This is a genomic window from Novosphingobium resinovorum, from assembly GCF_027922145.1.
GTDB classification, from domain to species: Bacteria; Pseudomonadota; Alphaproteobacteria; order Sphingomonadales; family Sphingomonadaceae; genus Novosphingobium; species Novosphingobium resinovorum.
In genome coordinates this window covers 71,352-87,740 of sequence record NZ_BSFC01000013.1, presented here as the reverse complement: position 1 = coordinate 87,740, position 16,389 = coordinate 71,352, and the positions used below count along the sequence as shown (strand labels likewise).

Annotated in this window: 14 protein-coding genes; 10 read left to right on the top strand and 4 right to left on the bottom strand. The window is 65.8% G+C overall.

What is annotated here, in order from left to right; translation table 11 throughout:
* The 3 genes from PKE80_RS09175 to PKE80_RS09165 all read left to right on the top strand — a co-directional run.
* The coding region (locus PKE80_RS09175; protein WP_271182227.1) for a serine hydrolase at positions 1-1,079 on the top strand (1,079 nt) is incomplete at its 5' end.
* The gene (locus PKE80_RS09170; RefSeq protein ID WP_271182226.1) at positions 1,076-2,386 is read left to right on the top strand and encodes an MFS transporter; all 1,311 of its coding nucleotides are present in this window, start codon (positions 1,076-1,078) and stop codon (positions 2,384-2,386) included. The genes PKE80_RS09175 and PKE80_RS09170, both read left to right, overlap by 4 nt.
* On the top strand, positions 2,383-3,396 hold the full coding sequence (locus tag PKE80_RS09165) for a dipeptide epimerase (protein ID WP_271182225.1): 1,014 nt from the start codon (positions 2,383-2,385) through the stop codon (positions 3,394-3,396). Before PKE80_RS09170 ends, PKE80_RS09165 begins: the two co-directional genes overlap by 4 nt.
* Before the next feature lie 47 nt (positions 3,397-3,443).
* Here the strand turns inward: PKE80_RS09165 and PKE80_RS09160 are convergent, their stop codons facing one another.
* From PKE80_RS09160 to PKE80_RS09150, 3 genes are read right to left on the bottom strand one after another with little or no spacing between them, the layout of a single operon-like run.
* Positions 3,444-4,526, bottom strand: a complete 1,083-nt coding sequence (locus PKE80_RS09160; protein ID WP_271182224.1) for a branched-chain amino acid aminotransferase — start codon at positions 4,524-4,526, stop codon at positions 3,444-3,446.
* A 16-nt stretch (positions 4,527-4,542) separates the two neighbouring features.
* On the bottom strand, positions 4,543-4,641 hold the full coding sequence (locus tag PKE80_RS09155) for an acyl-CoA dehydrogenase family protein (RefSeq protein WP_248006253.1): 99 nt from the start codon (positions 4,639-4,641) through the stop codon (positions 4,543-4,545).
* Positions 4,641-8,171 carry an indolepyruvate ferredoxin oxidoreductase family protein gene (locus PKE80_RS09150; RefSeq protein ID WP_271182223.1) on the bottom strand — a complete coding sequence of 1,177 codons (3,531 nt, stop codon included), beginning with the start codon at positions 8,169-8,171 and terminating at the stop codon, positions 4,641-4,643. The genes PKE80_RS09155 and PKE80_RS09150 overlap by 1 nt, the downstream gene beginning before the upstream one ends.
* A gap of 93 nt (positions 8,172-8,264) precedes the next feature.
* Between PKE80_RS09150 and PKE80_RS09145 the strand changes: the two genes are divergently transcribed.
* Entirely contained in the window at positions 8,265-8,735 is a 471-nt protein-coding gene (locus tag PKE80_RS09145; protein WP_271182222.1) for an Lrp/AsnC family transcriptional regulator, read from the top strand.
* Positions 8,736-8,800: 65 nt separating this feature from the next.
* Here the strand turns inward: PKE80_RS09145 and PKE80_RS09140 are convergent, their stop codons facing one another.
* The gene (locus PKE80_RS09140; protein WP_271182221.1) at positions 8,801-9,196 is read right to left on the bottom strand and encodes a VOC family protein; all 396 of its coding nucleotides are present in this window, start codon (positions 9,194-9,196) and stop codon (positions 8,801-8,803) included.
* A gap of 213 nt (positions 9,197-9,409) precedes the next feature.
* Between PKE80_RS09140 and PKE80_RS09135 the strand changes: the two genes are divergently transcribed.
* The 6 genes from PKE80_RS09135 (at position 9,410) to PKE80_RS09110 (ending at position 16,270) form a co-directional block, all read left to right on the top strand.
* Entirely contained in the window at positions 9,410-9,823 is a 414-nt protein-coding gene (locus PKE80_RS09135) for a nuclear transport factor 2 family protein (RefSeq protein ID WP_271182220.1), read from the top strand.
* Positions 9,824-9,827: 4 nt separating this feature from the next.
* Positions 9,828-10,829 (top strand): bile acid:sodium symporter family protein, encoded by a 1,002-nt coding sequence (locus PKE80_RS09130; RefSeq protein ID WP_271182219.1) that lies wholly within the window; start codon positions 9,828-9,830, stop codon positions 10,827-10,829.
* Positions 10,830-10,887: 58 nt separating this feature from the next.
* Positions 10,888-11,829, top strand: coding sequence for a LysR family transcriptional regulator (locus PKE80_RS09125; RefSeq protein WP_271182218.1), 942 nt, complete (start codon positions 10,888-10,890; stop codon positions 11,827-11,829).
* Between the two features lie 136 nt (positions 11,830-11,965).
* A complete protein-coding gene (locus tag PKE80_RS09120) occupies positions 11,966-12,742 on the top strand; it encodes an alpha/beta fold hydrolase (RefSeq protein ID WP_271182217.1) in 777 nt (258 codons plus the stop codon).
* Positions 12,743-12,790: 48 nt separating this feature from the next.
* The gene (locus PKE80_RS09115; protein ID WP_271182216.1) at positions 12,791-14,014 is read left to right on the top strand and encodes an FAD-dependent monooxygenase; all 1,224 of its coding nucleotides are present in this window, start codon (positions 12,791-12,793) and stop codon (positions 14,012-14,014) included.
* Positions 14,015-14,179: 165 nt separating this feature from the next.
* Positions 14,180-16,270, top strand: a complete 2,091-nt coding sequence (locus tag PKE80_RS09110) for a TonB-dependent receptor (protein WP_271182215.1) — start codon at positions 14,180-14,182, stop codon at positions 16,268-16,270.
* Positions 16,271-16,389 lie beyond the last annotated feature (119 nt).

Sequence of the window (16,389 nt, the reverse complement as noted above, 5' to 3'; positions counted from 1 at the left end):
CGCAGCGGACCTATCCCGCCGCTACCGTGGCCGACTATTCCACCGCCGTTCTCATGCGGACCTGCATCCTCGATCCCATCGGCATGGCCGACACGCTGCTGCGTCCCCTCGACACCGACCTTCTGCCCAACAGCGCCACGCAGCACCTGCCGCGGTCCGACGGCGGCTGGAGCCGGGGCATCTTCGGTGCCTGGATCGGCGGGGAGGGCGGCATCGTCTCGACCGTCAACGACATGCTGGCGTGGCTGCGGCACATGAGCCACCCCATCGTCGGCAACGCCGAGACCTGGGCGCAGATGCGCACGCCCCGCATGACCCACGGCTATGGGCTGGGTCTCAACATGACGAAGCATCGTGGGCTGGACACCGTGCACCACGCGGGCGGGGTCGTCGGCGGGTCGAGCCAGATGCTCAAGGTGCTGGGGCATGAACTCGACATCATCCTCATGACCAACGGGCGCAGCGCGCTGGATCTCTACAGTCTCGTCGATGCGATCATCGACTGCTGCATCCAGGGTCTGCCGCCCGCGCCGCAGGACGCCGCGTGCAGGCTGGTCGAAGGCACGTTCCATTCCGCGCGCACCGGGCAGGTGCTTTCGCTCGTCGGGCATGCCGGGCAGCAGGCCGTCGTGATGGGCGGCATGAGCCTGCCCACGAAGCGGGATGCGGACGGCCGCATGACCGTGGCGATCCTTCCCACCGACTTGCGCATCCTGCCGGTCGAGACGGACGGCGTCACGGCGCTCGAAACCACCGAGTTCGGTGTGGCCGACCATCTTGCGCCGGTCACGGTGCCCGAGGGGACCACCGCTGCCCCGCTCATCGGCCGCTACGAAAGCCGCGCGGCGCGGCTTGCGGCGGATATTCGCATCGACGAGACGGGCACCGCGCGGATCGTGCTATCCGGGCCGCTGGGCGGCACCGACTATCTGCTTGAACCGCTCGGCCCCGACTTGTGGCGCGCGGTGTCGCCCACCTTCTCGCCGCCCGGCGGGACGCTTGAATTCGGCGCCAGCGGCTTCCTGTTCACAAGCGGCCGCACCGTGCGACTGGCGTTCGAGCGGAGCGCGCAGGCATGACCGGCATTCCCGGCCCAGGTTATCCCGAGGCCCGCCGTGCGCGGGCTGCCATGGCGGTACTGGCGCTCATGGGCTTCTTCCTGTCGATGGACATCACGCTCACGACGCTGCTCATCGAACCGATGAAGCGGGACATGGCGCTCAGCGACATCGAGATCGGGCTGCTGCAGGGCACGGCCTTCGGGCTCGCGTTCGGGCTCAGTTCGATCCCGCTCGGCCGCATGATCGACAGCCGCAACCGGATGCGCCTGCTGGTGGTGGGGCTGATCGTGTGGATGGCGGGCATGGCCGGCACCGCCTTCGCATCGAGCGTGACGCTGCTGGTGATCTGGCGGATCGCGCTCGGCGTGGTCTTCGCGCTGATCATCCCGGCGGCCCTGTCGGTCATCGCCGACCTCTTCCCGCCCGAGCGTCGTTCGGTCGCCACCAGCTTGTTCGCGGTGGGGCAGGCTTCGGGTCAGGCGTTCGGCATCCTCGCGGGCGGGCTGATGTTCGATGCGCTGACCCGGATGCTGACGTTCAGCCCGGGTTTGCTGGGCGGCCTCGCGCCCTGGCGTGCCCTCTATCTCGCGGCGGCGGTCCTCGCGATCGTGCTGCTGATCCCGCTGCTGCTGATCGTCGAGCCTGCGCGGCAGGAGCGCAAGGAGACGACCACCGCCACATCGGCCGCCTTGCGCGAACTGTGGGCCTATCGCGCCTTCCTCGTCCCGCTGCTCCTCGCGATGCTGTTTTGCCAGATCGCCCTGCAGGCAGCGGCGGTCTGGGCGACGCCGGTACTGATCCGCGACCATCATCTCTCGCCCGGTCAGTTCGCCGGGTGGCTGAGCGCGGTCACGTTCCTGGGCGGCATCGTCGGCGCGCTTGCCGGAGGGCAGGGCGCGGAACTCGGCCGTCGTCGCGGCGGTAGGGCCGGGGTGCTGATCCCGGCTTTCGTCGCCGCGCTGGCGACGGCGCCGCTGTCGTTCTTCGCGCTCTCGCCGGGGGTTCCGTTGTTTGCCGGGATGCTGGCCCTCAACCTGATGATGGGTGCGGTGACGGCGACGATCGGGGTGATCGCGATCACCCTCAACGTCCCCAACGAGATACGCGGGCTGGCGCTGGGCACGAACGTCTTCGTCTCGGCGGTGTTCGGCGTCGCGACCGCGCCGGCCGCCATCGCCCTGCTCAGCCAGGCGCTGGGCGGCGAGGCGATGCTGGGGCAGGCGATCGCGGGCGTCAGCTTTCCCAGTTCGCTGCTGGCGGCGTTCTTCTTTCTGCTTGCCATGCGCGGCGCGCGGCGGACCGGGATCGTGGGGGCGACGGCATGAGCAAGCTCACGCTGCACGTAGCTACCGACCCGATGACCTTCAGGCAGCCGCTGCGCATCGCCGGCCATGTCTTCACCGGCATCCCCGCCGTGCAGGTCAGGCTGGAAGGCGGCGGTATGGCCGGGCGCGGCGAGGCGAGCGGGGTCTACTACACCGGCGATACGCTCGATCACATGTTGTCCGAACTGGAAGCCTACCGCCCCTTGATCGAGGACGGCCCGGGCCGCGAGGAACTGCGCCGGGCGATGCCTGCGGGCGGCGCGCGCAATGCCATCGACGCAGCGCTATGGGAGCGGGAATCGCTGGAACAGGGCGTGCCGGTGTGGAAACTGGCTGGCCTGAAGCCGCCGGTGCCGCTGGTCACCACGTTCACCCTGTCCGCCGACCCGCCCGAGCAGATGCTGCGGCAACTGGAAAGCTATGTCGGCGCGCAGGCGATCAAGCTCAAGCTCGACGGTGATCTCGACGCCGATAGCGAGCGGATAAGGCTGGTGCGCAAGCACCGCCCCGATGTCTGGCTCATGGTCGATGCCAATCAGGGCTACCGCGTCGACAGCCTTGATGCGCTCCTGCCCGTTCTGGTGGAGGCCGGGGTCTCGCTCCTTGAGCAACCCGTCCCGCGCGGCGGCGAAGCCGGGCTCGAATACATCCGCTCGCGCATTCCCATCGCGGCGGACGAAAGCCTGCTGGGGCTGGAGGACATCGCAGGGCTCGTCGGCCGGTTCCAGGTCGTCAACATCAAGCTCGACAAGTGCGGCGGCCTGACCGAAGCGCTGGAAATGGAGGCGTTCGCGCGCAAGCTGGGGCTGGGCGTGATGGTCGGCAACATGGCGGGGTCCAGCCTTGCCGCGGCTCCGGCGTTTCTGCTGGGTCAGCTATGTGACTTCGTGGACCTCGACGGTTCGGCTTTCATCGCCGCGGATCTGCCCGACCCTGTGTCCTATCGTGACGGACGCATTCATTGCCCGCCGAACCTCTGGGGCGCGGCGTGGGGAAGCGTGACTGCCTGACGTCGATGGGGGCGGCTGCACGCCGCCCCCGAAACGCGCGGTTCAGCCTAGCTGCACGCCTGGACCCAGCCATGACGATCCGGCCGATCGCCGCGCTGCAGCGCGGTGAGTTCATCGCGGAGCGCCGTTGTGACCGGCCCCGTCTTTCCGTCTCCCACCGCGAACTGCCCGCCGGGAGAAAGCACCGACCCGATTCCAGCGATCACCGCAGCGGTCCCACAGGCGAACGCTTCCGTGAGGCTGCCGCTCGCGGCATCGGCCTGCCATTGATCGAACGACACCGGCGCCTCGGACACGGTCAGCCCCCGTTCCCGCGCGATGGTCATGATGGAATCGCGGGTGATGCCGGGAAGAATGGTGCCCCGCAAAGGCGGCGTGATCAGTCGGCCGTCGTCGAACACGAAGAAGATGTTCATGCCGCCAAGTTCCTCCACCCAGCGCCCTTCGACCGCGTCGAGGAACAGGACCTGGTCGCACTCGCGAGCGATTGCCTGACGCTGTGCGAGCAGGCTTCCTGCGTAGTTGCCGCCGCATTTGGCCGCACCCGTGCCTCCGGGCGCGGCGCGCGTGTAGTCCGGAGTGACCCAGAGGCGGATCGCATCGTCACCGTTCCTGAAATAGGCGCCGGCCGGGGATGCGATCACGCAGAAAACGTAGCTGGACGCAGGACGCACCCCCAGAAACGCCTCATCCGAGAACATGAAAGGCCGCAGATAAAGGCTGCCCCCGTTGCCCGGCACCCAGTCACGATCGACGTCCACGAGGCGCTTCACGGCTTCGAGGAAGATATCTTCGGGAAGCTGCGGCATCGCCATCCGCTCTGCCGACAGGTTGAAGCGCCGGGCGTTTTCCTCCGGCCTGAACAGAAGAGTTTGCCCATCGGCCCCGCGATAGGCCTTCATGCCCTCGAAGATTTCCTGCGCGTAATGCAGGACGGATGCCGAAGGATCGATCTCGAAGGGGCGACGCGGTCCGACACGGGCATCGTGCCATCCGGCTTCGCTGCTCCAGCGGATGGTGACCATATGGTCGGTGAAATGCTTTCCGAACCCCGGATTTTCGAGGGCGGCCGATCGCGAACCGGGGGCCAGCGGGCGGGGGTGGGGAATAGTCTGGAATACCAATGTCATTGCTTGACCCTTGAAGTTAGCGCGGTGCCTTGCGGATGGCGCCGTCGAGGCGGATTTTCCGCTGCGTGAAATCGCGCACCGTGTCGCGAATGGCGATCTGTGTTTCGTTAAGCATCAGGCGGCCTCGTTCATCGGCGTTGCGTTCGGGCCCGCGCGAAGTTCGCTGAGCCGCTCTTCGTATTCGGCCATAGCCGCCTCCTTGACCGGGCCGTAGCCGCGGATCATCTCGGGCAGATCGGCGAGCGCTGCGGCATGGTCGATGGTGGCATGACCAAGATCGCCGCACAGTTCGGCGATCATCTGCCGATAGTCCGCCGCCAGCGCCCGCTCCCTTCGCCGTTCTTGCGTGTATCCGAACGGATCGGCCCAGCTGCCGCGCAGCGATTTCAGGCGGGCGAGCATCGTGAATGCATGGAAGACCCAGGGGCCGAACTTGCGCTTCTTTGGGCGGCCGGTGGCCGGGTCCATCCGCGAGAGCAGGGGAGGGGCAAGCCAGACGCCGATCGCGCCGGTCTCGGAAAACTGCCCTTCCAGCGCCCTGCGAAAGTCCGGATCTGCGTAAAGGCGCGCGACCTCATATTCGTCCTTATACGCCATCAGGCGATAGCCCTGCGTGGCCACCGAACGTACGAATGCCTCGCCGCGCTTGCCCAGAGATGCGGCAGAGGCAGCCGCCTGATCGACCATTGCGCCGTAGACGCGCGCATAGGCCTGGTTCTGATACGCGATAAGGTCCGCAGTGCGGCGGGCGATCAATGCGTCGAGGGTTTCGGGAGTCGGCGCTGTGGGCGGCGCGATACCGGCGGCCTGCTCTACCGTGGCCATGTCGACCGCCGCCAGACGTCCCCATGCGAATGCGCGCCGGTTCAGTTCGACCGCTGCGCCATTGGCTTCGATCGCGGCTTCGAAAGCGCTGGCTTCCAGCGGGAGGAGGCCCTTCTGCCAAGCGTAGCCGACGATCAGGGTGTTGGCCGCGACATTGTTGCCGAACAGCCCTTCGGCAATGCGGGTGGCGCTGAGCAGGAAGCCGTTGGCTCCCGCGCGGCCAAGCAGCGTCTCGACGATTTTCGGCGTCGGCAATGCGAAGTCGCGATCCGAGACGACATCGGCAGTGGGGGTCTCGTCACCGTTGAGGACCACCGCGCCGCGTCCTCTGGCGAACTTGCGTAGCGAATCCGGGCTGGCGGCGACCAGTGCGTCGGTGCCCAGCAGCAGGTCGGTCTCTCCCGATCCGATCCGCACGGCGTGGATGTCGCTGCCCTGCGGGGCGATCCGCACCTGGCTCACCACCGCGCCATTCTTTTGCGCAAGGCCGGTGAAGTCCAGCACCGTGGCATTGCGGCCCGACAAGTGCGCGGCAGTGCCCAGCAGGGCGCCGGTGGTCAGGACGCCAAGCCCGCCGATCCCCGCGACATAGATGTTGTAGACGGTCTCGAGTGCGGGGATCGTCGGCTCGGGCAGTGCCCCGAAATGCTCCGCTTCCAGTGCGCGGATGCGGTCGGGGGCGGGCTTGCGCAGTTTGGCGCCGGCGATCTCGATGAAGCTCGGGCAGAAGCCTTTCGTGCAGGAGAAATCCTTGTTGCAGGCGGACTGGTTGATCCGGCGCTTCACGCCATAAGGTGTCTTGAGCGGCTCCACCGAAATGCAGTTGGACTGTACCGAACAATCTCCGCAGCCTTCGCAGACGCGCTCATTGATGAAGACCCGCCGGTCGGGATCGGGAAAGGCGCCGCGCTTGCGGCGACGGCGCTTCTCGGCGGCGCAAGTCTGTTCGTAAAGGATCGCGGTGACGCCGGGGACTTGGCGCAGGGTCTTTTGCAGGCTGTCCATCGCGTCGCGGTGGTGCAGGGTGACGCCGGCAGGCAGGCTCGATCGCGGCCAGTTCTCGGGCATGTCGCTGACGAGATGGACCGCACCGACGCCCTCAGCGACGAGTTGCGCAAGAATGCGGCGTGGTTCCAGCGCGCCTTCGGCGGGCTGGCCGCCGGTCATCGCCACGGCATCGTTGTAGAGGATCTTGAAGGTGATGTTGGTGCCCGCCGCCACGGCCGCGCGGATCGCCAGCAGCCCGCTGTGCTGGTAGGTGCCATCGCCCAGGTTCTGGAAGATGTGGCCCGTCTGCGAGAATGGTGCTGCGCCGACCCATTGCAGGCCCTCGCCGCCCATCTGGCTGAAGGTCGGGGTCTTCAGCTTCGGCTGCGAGAGCGCCATGACATGGCAACCGATGCCGCCGCCCGCCATCGAACCTTCCGGCGTCCGGGTTGAACTGTTGTGCGGGCAGCCCGAGCAGAAGAACGGCTTGCGGGCGGGGAATGCGATTACCTCGCCGCGCGACCCGGCGGCTTCCAGCGCCGACAGCCGGGTCGTCAGGTCGATCGCGCCGTCCGGGGCGATGCGCTGGACCAGGGCCCTGGCGACCATCAGCGGGTTGAATTCCGAAACGACCGGCAGCAGTTGCCTGCCGTCCGGGGCGGTCTTGCCCGAAACGCGCGGGCGCCTGCCGTCGTGATTGAACAAGGCGGACTTGATCTGGCTTTCGACCGTCGGCCCCTTTTCCTCGATGACGAGGATTTCCTCCGCTCCCTTCGCGAAGACCAGCAGCGGATCGGTGGCGAGCGGCCAGCTCATCGCGACCTTGTAGATCGAGAGGCCGAGTGCCTCGGCTTCGTCCTTGCCGATGCCGAGGTTGGACAGGGCCTGCATCAGGTCCTGATGCGCCTTGCCGACCGTCACGACGGCCAGGCGTGTGCGGCCAGCCTCGAACACCGGCGCGTCGATGCGATTGGCGGTGGCCCAGCCCACGGCGGCGGGAATGCGCTCCTCGATCATGCGCCGTTCGTATTCGGCGCGTTCGGCGGGCCAGTTGATCGACGGGTCCCAGTTCAGCCCGTGCGACGGCACCAGCCCCGCCGGTGAGGCATAAGCGGGATAGGGATCGGGAAGGTCGAAGGTCGCGGCGCTTTCGACGACCTCGGCGATCGTCTTCATCGCGACCCACACGCCCGAGAAGCGCGACATGGCGATGCCCGCCATGCCCAGCGTGAGGATTTCCGAGACGTTGGCCGGCTGCAACACCGGCATGTGAACCGACTGGAAGATGCCGTCGGTCTGGTGCGGGAACATCGATGACTGCGCGCTGTGGTCGTCGCCGCCGATCGCCAAGACGCCGCCCAGCGGCGAAGTGCCCAGCATGTTCGCATTGCGGAACACGTCGCCCGTCCGGTCGACGCCGTTGCCCTTGCCGTACCAGATGCCGAAGACACCATCGGCCTTGGACGGACCATAAGCCTTGTGCATCTGCGCGCCCCACAGGGCGGTGGCGGCTAGATCCTCGTTCAGCCCCGGCTGGAAGACGACTTCATGCGCGTCGAGGTACTTCTGCGCCTTCCACAGCTGCTGGTCGTAAGCCCCTACGGGAGAACCGCGATAGCCGGAGATCAGGCCCGCCGTCCGCAGGCCCCGATGCCTGTCGAGGCGCCGCTGCATCAGCGGCAGGCGCACGAGGGCCTGGATGCCGGTCATGAAGGCAGGGCCGGTCTCGGCCTGGTAGATGGCGTCCAGGCTGATGATCCGCTCGTGTCGCATTGTCGTTCTCCTTGCGGGTCCGAAAGTAGCCGGGAAACGCGAGGGAGAGTTGCCAAACATGGCGCGATCGAACTGCGGATTTGAACAATTTTACTATATAATGTAGATTGTGTGGAATATATTGCTAATGATCGATCTTATGGTGGGGAAGTGATGATCCGGGTGCTTGATTCCTACGACCGCAAGATTCTCCAGTGCATCAGCGAGGATGGCCGCATCACGTGGAGCGATCTTGCCGAGCGGATCGGCCTCAGCCTGACCCCCACGGCCCGGCGGGTTCGCGCGCTGGAGGAGGAGGGATATATCCTCGGATACTTCGCGCGGCTGGACGAGAAGAAGCTCGCCGGGCCGATATCCGTTTTCGTCTCGGTGACCCTCGACAAGCAGGTCCGCACCGCCCTCGAGGCGTTCGAAAGCCGGGCGGCGGACCTGCCCGAGATCATGAGCGGATTCCTTATGTCAGGCGGCGCGGATTACCTGCTGCGGGTCGTGGTGCGGGACCTGGATCACTACCGGGATCTCCTCGAGGTGCTGACGCAAATCCCCAACGTCGCGCATATCCAGAGCAGCTTTGCGCTGAAGTCCTTCATCAACCGGCCCGCGCCGCGCATCACCTCTGCTTGAAACAAAAAGACGGCCTGCAGCCGAAGAGGCGCAGGCCGTCAGGGTGGTTGGGACTTGTTGGCCGGTCAGAGGTCTTCGAGAATTTCGAGAATATTCCCGGACGGGTCGGTGAAGAACGCCTGCCCTTCCATGTAGGGGCTGAAGATCACGGTGACGCCGTTTTCCTCCAGACGGCGCGCGACCCGCTTCACGTCAGCGACGGAGAAGGCGAGATGCGGGGCCATCGGCGTTTCCTGAAGCACGCGCGGGGGCGGCAGTTCGTCGTCGTCCACCGGGCGGAGGAGGTGGATCTGCTTCGAGCCGATCTGGAGCCATAGCCCCGGCTGCGGCTGCGGAACGCGCCATACTTCGGTGAGGCCAAGAATCCCGACGTAGAAATCGCGCGAAGCCTGTTCGTCGCGGATCGCCAGATTGACGTGGGAGATGCGCTCCACGAGGCTCGTACCGATAGCTTCAGACATCATGCGCTCCGCGAATGGACATGCCCTGATTGGCATCGGCGCCTGCGAATTGCCATTAGCGATTGTTCATCGGGGCAATTCATCGGCGGCATGGCCGTGAGCCATGCCGCTCCCTCATGGCGATCATGAGAATACGGACTTTGCATCGCTCTCCTCTCGCGCACTACCCACCTGCGGATTGGCTTTGGCGGCAGGGAATGGAGAGCGCAGGACATGGACGTGATTTACGCCGAGATCGCCGAACTCGAGGACAGAAGGGCTGTGGGGATCGTCGAGGCCGACTACCAGACTTTGGCGAGCATGGTCGATGCCGACTACGTCCATGTCGATGCCGATGGCTCGATCCGCGACAAGGCGGGCTACCTCGCCGCCGTCTGCCAGCAGGGCGGTCGATATGTCGAGTATCGCGTCACCGAGAACCACATCAGTCATGTCGGCGACCTTGCCATCGTGCGCGGCTCGTTCGTGAATGTCTTCAGGGCGAGCGACGGCGCGGTTCGCCGGAAGGCCGCGCGCCATTTGCGGCTTTATCGTCTCCAGGCGGAGGGTTGGCGCAATATCTATCATCAGGGCACCTCGATCTCGGTAGCCGAGCCGGTCCTCGCCGATCTGCTGATCGGGGAGTGAGGCGATGAAGGGATACTTGCGCGCCGCCTTCGACCCTTTCCTGTTCGCGCTGGCCGGCACCGTCTGCCTGGCGAGTTTCCTGCCTGTGCGCGGCGCGGGAGCCTCGGTCGTCGACATGGCAGCGGACGCGGCCATCGTGCTGCTGTTCTTCCTGCAGGGGGCGAAGCTGTCGCGTGAGGCGCTGTTGTCCGGCGCGGGCGCATGGAAACTGCATCTGGCGGTTCTTGGATCGACCTTCGTGCTGTTTCCGCTTCTGGGCCTGGTGATCGAGCGGCTGGGCGTCCTCGATCCGGTGATGGCTTCGGGCCTGCTGTTCCTGACGCTGCTTCCCTCCACGGTGCAGTCGTCCATCGCGTTCACGTCGGTCGCCAGAGGCAATGTCGCGGCGGCGGTCTGCAGCGCGTCGTTCTCCAATCTTCTGGGTATCGCGCTGACGCCCATCCTCGCAAGCGTGCTGATGCGCGTCGAGGGGGGAGGCGGGTCGCTGGGAATGTCGTGGGGCGGGGTGCGCACGATTGCCCTGCAGCTTCTCCTGCCGTTCGTCGCCGGGCACCTGCTGCGTCCGTGGATCGGCCCATGGGTCGCGCGGCATCGTCCGTTGGTGATGGTGTCCGACCGGGGCTCGATCCTGCTGGTCGTCTACTCGGCTTTCAGCGCGGCCATCGTCGAAGGCTTGTGGCACCGCGTGGCGCCGGAAGCGCTGGCGCAGCTTGCGCTGTGGTGCGTCATCCTGCTTGCTCTCGTCCTGCTGTCGACGTGGGTTCTCGGCCGTCTGCTCGGCCTTGAGCGGGAGGATGCGATCGTCCTGCAGTTCTGCGGTTCGAAGAAGAGCCTGGTGTCCGGCGTGCCGCTGGCGGGCATTCTGTTCCCTGCCTCGCAGGTGGGGGCGGCGGTGCTGCCGCTCATGCTGTTCCATCAGATCCAGCTGTTCGCCTGCGCCATTCTGGCCCGGCATTACGCCGACCGCGAGGCGGAACCCTTGGCCCGGCGCGGGACGGTGGTTTGACCTCGATCTGGAAAGGTTATCTAACGGCCGCAGTCTGCCAATGGAGTCGCGCGGGGTCATGGAACTCAGGCAAATTCGATACTTCAAGGCGGTCGCGGATGCGTCCAGTTTCGTGCGCGGCGCCTATTACCTCAACGTCGCCCAGCCCGCCCTGAGCCGTTCGATCGCCAAGCTGGAGGACGAGGTCGGGCAGGCCCTGTTCGTGCGGCACAGCACAGGCGTATCGCTGACCGATGCAGGGGAGCGGTTCTATCGCAGGGCGACCGGCATTCTCGATTCGGTGAAGCAACTGGTCGATGAAATGGCGACGGAGGACAGCGACTTTACTGGGAGCATCGCGCTTGGCGCCCCGCAATCCATCCATGCCAAGCTGCTGCTGCCGGTCATGGCGGGGTTTCTGGCCCGCTATCCCGGCTGCCGCGTGGACCTGATCCAGGGCTCGAGTTCGTACTTGCGGGACAGGATCGCGGCCGGTGATCTCGACGTGGCGCTGATTTCCAATTCGGCCAGCACCAGCGGGGTGATGATGACCCCGCTGGTCAACGAGAACTTCTGCCTCGTCTGTCCGCGCGAGAGGCGAGGGGAGTTCGCGGACACGGTCAGCGTGCCGGATCTTGTCGGCCTTCCGCTGGTCCTTGTCGGCTATCCGCAGAGCACGCTCGCGTACCTGGAGGCCGCCTATCCGGAAGTGACGCGCAAGCTGGTCGTGCGCAGCGAGGTCAACAGTTCGGCCCTGGTCGGCGACCTCGTCGAACGGGGCGCGGGTTTCGGCATAGCGCCGAGCTGCGTTATCGGCCCGGAAAGGGCGGAGCGGCTGAGTTTCGTGCCGATCGAGGGTTTGCAGGCATCGTGGGCGATCGCGACGCAATGGAACCGGCAGGGCCTGCGCGCGATCCGCGAAATTCATGAAATGCTGCTCTCGCTGGTCGCCGATCAGGTGGCTGCGGGCGAATGGCCGACGGCGCGGCTCCCCGAAGCGGCCGATACCCATCGCGCATAGCTTTTGCGCCGGAGACATGCCGCCCGGGCATATGCGCGATGAGAATACAGTCTTGGACAGTATCTGTACGGGCATGACACAAAACTGAAACGGAGCGGCGGACAGGCGCCTCTCCCCGCACGACGGAGGTCATGTCATGGGGCAAGCCATCGCCGATACCGTACCGCTCTGCGCCGACAGGATTGGGCAGGGTGAGCCGCTTCTGCTTCTCCACGGTGGCAATGCCGATCGCAGCCAGTTCGCGGTGTTCACTCCGCATCTGGGAGGAGGCATTCAGGCCATCGCGCTCGATCAGCGCGATTCCCCGGATAGCCCGTGCGAACCTACCCCTTACGGTATGGCGGACCACGCACGGGACATTGCCGCTTTCCTCGACGGGAGCGGGCTGGAGCGGGTTCACCTTTTCGGATCGTCCTATGGAGGCGCAGTGGCGATGACGTTCGCCGTGCTGTTCCCTGAGCGCGTGAAAAGCGTAATCCTCGGGGCGACCGCCTCGGCGCGGAGCCGGTTTCATCTGCCGGACCTCGGCGCGCTGGGGCTCGTCGATCCGGCGGCGGTGCGGCGCTTCGTGCTGGAAACGGTGATCGCCCCCGAAGCGATCGACCTGCAGCCCGAACTGGTCGCGCAGACCAACGCGGTTCTGGTGACGCGGGAGCCCCAGGCCTTCGCCCGGCGCATGGCGGCCCTCGATAGGCATGACATCACCGGCAGGCTGGGCGAGATCACCGCACCCACGCTGGTGATCTGCGGCGACAGCGATCCGATCATCCGCGTGGATGAGGCGCGCGAACTCGCGGCGGCAATACCCGGTGGCTCGTTCGCGCTGCTTGCGGGCAGTCGGCACGGGATCACTCTCGAACACCGGCAGCGTACGGCGGATATCGTGCGCGCTTTCGTGCTCGCCCACGCCTGAGCGGTCTCGGGCGGCCATGACCATGAACTGTAACAGGGAGTAGTTTCGATGATCCGGCCCAGAGCCCGCAAAGTCCTGGTCTGCGGCGCCAGCATCGCCGGTCCGGCATTGGCATGGTGGCTGGAGCGCTACGGCTTCGACGTGACCGTCGTGGAGCGGGCAGGGACCATCCGCAGCGGCGGTTATGCGATCGACATTCGCGGCACCGCCGTCGACGTGTGCGAGCGCATGGGCCTGATGCCGGCGCTGCGCGAGGAACATATCAACGCGCAAAGCTGGACGTTTCTCAATTCCCGCCGCGTGATCTCCAGCATCCGGCAGGAAGACATTACCGGCGGCGTCGTCGGCCGTGACGTTGAGGTGCAGCGCGGCGTCATCTCGGGCCTGCTCCATGACATGACGAAGGGTACGATCCCCTATCGCTTCGATGACAGCGTGACCGCCATGGCCGACCACGACGGCGGGATCGACGTGACGTTCCGCAGCGGGCGGCAGGAAAGGTTCGATCTGGTTATCGCGGCGGACGGGCTGCATTCGACGACCCGTGCCCTTGCGTTCGGTCCCGCCGACCAGTTCTATCGCTACCTCGGTTGCTGCTTCGTCGGTTTCACGATGCCCAACAACCACGGCTTGTCACGCGAGGCGGTGATCTACAATGAGCCCGGCCTCATGGCGCTGGTCTACGAGACCGGGGCGGAGCGGATGAACGCGCTGCTCGCCTATCGCCGCGAGGCTCCGGCGCGCGAGGAGTACACCGACATGGATCGCCTGCACCGCGACCTGCAGACGCGGTATGCCGGCCAGGGATGGATCATGCCCGAAATGCTCTCGGAAGCGCGAAAGTCTGCGGACATCTACTTCGATTCGATGACGCAGATCCACATGCCGCAGTGGTCGAAGGGACGGGTGGGCGTCGTCGGGGATGCCGCCTACGGACCCTCGTTCTTCTCGGGGCAGGGCACGAGCCTTGCGTTTGTCGGCGCCTATGTCCTTGCGGGCGAACTGGCGACGCATGACGATCACCGCGAGGCGTTCGCCGCCTATGAGCGCAAGGCCCGCGCCTTCGTCGAGCAGAACCAGGCGACGGCGCACGGCGGCTCAGACATCATGGTCCCCGCCACGCGCGCCAAGATCTGGAAGCGCAACGTGATGATGGACCTGTCGCCGATCCTCACGCGCTTCGGGTTGATCGGGCGCAAATCGCGCCAACTCAACAGCGCGTTGACGATCACCGATTACCACGCGGCCGGGCTGGTGCCCACCGCAGCGTAGAATGCCCGCACCGGCAACGGTGCGGGAAAGCAGACCAAAAAACGAAAGCCGGGCAGGCCCGAGCGTCGAGGATGCGTCTTCGGCGAGCGGGAAAGCATGTCCGTCAGGGAGTCACACATGCCGCTGCGAAAGATCGCGCCGGCTTCAATCATGAGGGTTCAGTCTATGATCTATGTACGAGCCATTCTGCTTGCCGGCACCACGCTGGCACTCATGCCGCTTCCGTCCGCCAAGGCGCAGGGAATCCCGCAGGATACCGCTGAGCCTGCAGCCGGCGGCGAGATCGTCGTCCAGGCCCGCAAGCGCAACGAGCGCTTGCTAGACATTCCCGAGACGATCAGCGCGATCACCGCCGACACCATCCGCGATGCCGGCATTTCATCGCTCAACGACCTCGGACGGCAGACCCCGAACATCATCCTCAACCGGCGGCAGGACAACGAGCCCAACGTCGTGATCCGCGGCGTCGGCGCCTTCGGCAACACGCAGGGCGTTGGTTTCTACATCGACGACGTGCAGAACTTCACCGACCAGTCTGCCTCGGTCGAGGATGTCGAGCGCATCGAGATTCTCAAGGGGCCGCAAGGCACCCTTTACGGCGGCAGCAACATCGGCGGCGCCATCAAGTACGTCCTGAAGAAGCCCACCGATGTTTACGGCGGCGAGGCACGTGTCGAATACGGCGGCTTCGATACCGTGAACGCCTTCGCGGCGGTCAATGCCCCGCTTGCCGACGGCTTCGCGGTTCGCGCATCGGGTTACTACAACCGCACGGGTGGCTACATCGCCAATACCCTGCTGGGCGGAAATCCCGATAAGGGCACCGAATGGGGCACCCGCATCGCCATCGGCTGGCAGCCCACCGATGCGCTCGACGTCCAGTTCAGCTACCGGCACAACGAACTGAGCAACGGCGGCAACGTCTATGTCACCGCCCCCGAAACCGACGGCAGCGCCGCCTATCGCCGTACGGTCGACTACAACACCGACGTCATGAACAAGCGCCGGGTCGACGGCGGCATCCTCAGCGTTGCCTACGATCTGGGCACAGTCGAACTGACCAACGTGACGTCCTATACCCGCCGCAAGAACCAGTTGCGCTGGGATCTCGACTACAGCTCGGCCGACGGCATCACCGCCTTCAACGGGGATCGCGACAAGGCGAGCGTGTTCACGCAGGAACTGCGGCTCGCGTCGTCGGGTTCCGGGCCGTTCGACTGGCTGGTCGGCGCCTATTACGCGGCGGTCGACAATCGCGGGATGACCAACAATCTCGACCTGATGGTCGGCCCTGATGCGGGCGGCCCGCAGTTCATCGAGAACTACAACAACGGGGACACGATCGAGCGGCAATACGCCGCCTTCGCCACCGCCAACTACCGTATCGGCAGCCTCCACATCGGCGCGGGTCTGCGTGTCGCCCGCAGCGCCTTTACCGGCCGGGACTACAACGTGCCGCTGTCCGTGAACGTCAATGACACGACCGTACTGCCCAAGATCACGCTGTCCTACGACGTGGCCCCGGATGTCATGGTCTACGCCAACCTGGCGCAGGGCGTCGAGCCGGGCCGCGTCAACGTCACGACCGGAACCGGCGGCGCCTACAAGTCCGAACGCGCCACCAGCTATGAGGCGGGGATCAAGGGATCGGCGCTCGGGCGCAGCCTGACCTTCGAGCTTGCGGGCTACTACATCGACTACAAGCGCCGCCAGTTCGAGACCCAGTTCGTCAACGACGACGGTGCGATCAGCGAGGAAGTCACCAACATCGGCCGCTCGGTCAGCTACGGCGTCGAGGGTGGGGTGTCCTATCGCCCGGTCACCGGGCTGACCTTCTCCGCATCCGGCGGCTGGCTCCATTCGCGCTGGAAGGATGCCGATGCGCTCTACAGCTTCGTGCCGGTAGACGGGCTGACGGTGCCTAATGCGCCTTCGGTCACCGCGAACGGCAGCATCGACTACCGGATTCCGGTGTCCGACACCCTCGAACTCGGCCTGCGCGGCGATTACAGCCACATGGGCAAGTTCTACTGGAACATCCTGAACACATCGCGCCAGAAGGCTTACGACATCGTCAACCTGCGGGCCTCGCTCGGCGCGCCCGACGGCCGCTGGGAAGTCGCGGTGCGGGGCGAGAACATCTTCAACGCCAAGTACTACAACGAGTTCACCGCCGACGTGTTCACCGTGGGCGAGGGCTTGGGCGCACCGGGCATGCCCGCCCGCGTCATGGCCTCACTTTCGTTCAAGATGTGAACGGAGCGCTCGAGATGGCCCGGAACTGGCGGGATACCGCGTCCTTCACCCTGTTCCTCACCTGCCTGACGTCGCGCCCGGCAGCCTCCCATACCCCTTCGCCTCGAACGACTTGAACA